The 2,425-nt window shown below is 42.6% G+C and carries 2 protein-coding genes; one reads left to right on the forward strand and one right to left on the reverse strand.

Annotated elements, in window-relative coordinates; all coding sequences use genetic code 11:
• The first annotated feature begins 287 nt into the window (after nucleotides 1-287).
• Nucleotides 288-1,565 carry an MFS transporter gene (locus KPX09_RS05020; protein ID WP_249549270.1) on the forward strand — a complete coding sequence of 426 codons (1,278 nt, stop codon included), beginning with the start codon at nucleotides 288-290 and terminating at the stop codon, nucleotides 1,563-1,565.
• Between the two features lie 108 nt (nucleotides 1,566-1,673).
• Here KPX09_RS05020 and KPX09_RS05025 read toward each other — a convergent pair.
• Nucleotides 1,674-2,425 (reverse strand): hypothetical protein (locus KPX09_RS05025; protein ID WP_249549271.1); only part of this gene is annotated, 752 nt, incomplete at its 5' end.

A 2,425-nucleotide genomic window follows, 5' to 3' on the forward strand; every position in this document is an offset into this window, starting at 1 on the left:
TCCATAAAGCGCTTCATTTATAAGAATGACCCCTTTCTCTGTTTCTAAGTATTTGAGTGAAGAATTCGCTAACTACGCCAGAAGACAAGATATCTAGCAGCGGCCATTGTACTTGTTAAGGGTGCATTGTAATAACCCGGAGTAGTCACTGAAGTTGTTAGATATTCATTTCAGCTTATGTCCATCGATTCGTGTAGATTATTTGGCATATATGCTTTTTTCGGCACTTGTAATGCCTGTGGCAGTGTGTTACCCTTAGCCGAACTCACACTATCGTAGAGGGTAAGGTGTTTATCAAGACATGTAAGAGGGTCTTTTGCCTTAATGGGGTTGTGCTATCTACCCTTCTATGCAATGCAATAGAACACTATGATTTTATTGTATACGGTATAATGAGTAGCACCTTGAATAAGGTGTTTTTTGTACAGGGTGAGCTTTTTTCCGGTACTGATAGCACGTATCTAGCTACGTTGATAGGTTTTTTAGTCTTTGCTGCTGCGTTTATTTCAAGACCCTTAGGAGCTGTGTTTTTCGGATATGTGGGCGATAAAAAAGGCCGCAAAGTAGCGCTAACGCTCTCTACCGGCTTGCTGGTGACTTCTGTTTTAGGAATGGCATCACTCCCTACGCCAAAGGTTTGGGGTGTTTTATCTATATTATTTTTGGCTCTTCTCAGAGTGGTTCAGGGTTTAGCTTATGGCGCAGAGGTAGGGGGAGTGGTCCTAATGGCTGAAAGCGTAGGCGGCAGGAAAGTGCATGCTATTTGGGTTGCACGTGTTTTCTCCATGACAGTGGGCATGATTTTGGGTGTGCTTGTTGTGCAGATATGTGAGGTTACGTTATCTTCAGATCAGATGAATGACTGGGGGTGGAGAATACCATTTTTTGCTGCTGTGCTTGTAAGTTTGCCGTTACCGTACTTGCGTAAGCTCCTCCATGAGAGTGTTGAGTACGTAGAATACAAGGCCAGTGGGCAACGGGAGAATATCTTAAAGTCTTTGTACTGTAATATATGCTCTGTTTTGCTCATAACTTCTATGGCAGCTCTTTCATCAGGTTTTTTCTACATTGCTGTTGTATATATGGATATGGGACACAAGTCCATGTTTCTAGAGTATGAAATTTCTATGCTAGCTTTGGCCTTGGTGGCTTGTAGCAGTTTAGCGGTATCAGACTTTGCTAAAAGAAAAACTTGTTTTATCTTGATCCTGCTTTTAATAGCCGTAACGACTTATCCAACAGTTTATTTTATCGGCAAAGGCTACATGATGGCACGTGTGCTATACTTCTTGCTGTTGGGCTTGTATATTGGTTGGTATGGGTCGTTTATAGCGCTAATTTTTCCGGTGGGTGCTAGGCAGACTTGTTTTTCATTTGCATATAGTTGTGGATATTTGACGGGTGCTCTGTCGCCAGCGTTGTGTTTGTGGTTTTCCCACGTCACTGGTCAAGACATAATGGCAGCGCTATACATAATATTTCTATCATGTGTGATAGCTTTGATATTTACTTTCTGTGTCCGTGTTGAAGGTGATCGGTATCGTCTTACTTTTTCCAAGTGCTAGTTGAGTTTTTCTCATTGTGTATTTTTGCGCTTGTTGCAAGGGCGGCGCTTTGCCGCCCAAGCGCAAGGCTGTATGAAGACTCTTAAATATACATTTATGTGGTTATTGTCAGTGACCTGGTGGGAATAATGCCCCGCCACCTGCTTTTAACAATACTGCGCTGCGACTTGTTAGAATGTGAGTCAACAAAGTAGCAACGCCGCTGCCAGGTGTGTGTTCGGATTGTCCAATATATTCAATAGAGCGTTCCCTAACGCATTTGTCACACCGATCGACAATATCTTGTAATGCATTTCTACATGCTGCCACCAATATATGTGACTCGCCTGGGTTAACCATGCTATCGGTATTAAGAGATTGCAAGCATTGCTGTGCGTAATGGGCATGGTCCGTAATTCCTAACAAACACGCACTTGTAAAGGTATCGCTATAGCCGTTGTGTTGGTTTTTCAAGTCTGTTACGCACTGCTGTAGAGAGAGCACAATCCTTTCTTCGACATGACAAATTGTATCAGAATTTTTGGGGTCTCCTTCCATATTTCCTATTTCCACGTGCCAACCGCGCATTAAATGTAGGCAAGATAAGCATTCCAACAGGTTTGAATAGATGAAGATTGAATCTCTAACTGCACTGTCAGGAGTAGGTTTATCATTAGCAAAACTACCTAGTTCTCTGCACATTACGTCATAGGCTGCGCAAGCAAGGCTACAGCTCATGACAGCTTCGCTACTACAGTTAGGTGATTCTAAGACCGCTTTTGCTATCATAACGAGGGGTTCAAGTTTTCTCTGTATGCAGTCCTGTATGCACTTCTTATTTTCCTGATACGTCTCTCTGCATACAAGATAGGACATGCCCA

Source organism: Anaplasma phagocytophilum (assembly GCF_023476575.1).
Taxonomy (GTDB): Bacteria; Pseudomonadota; Alphaproteobacteria; order Rickettsiales; family Anaplasmataceae; genus Anaplasma; species Anaplasma phagocytophilum_A.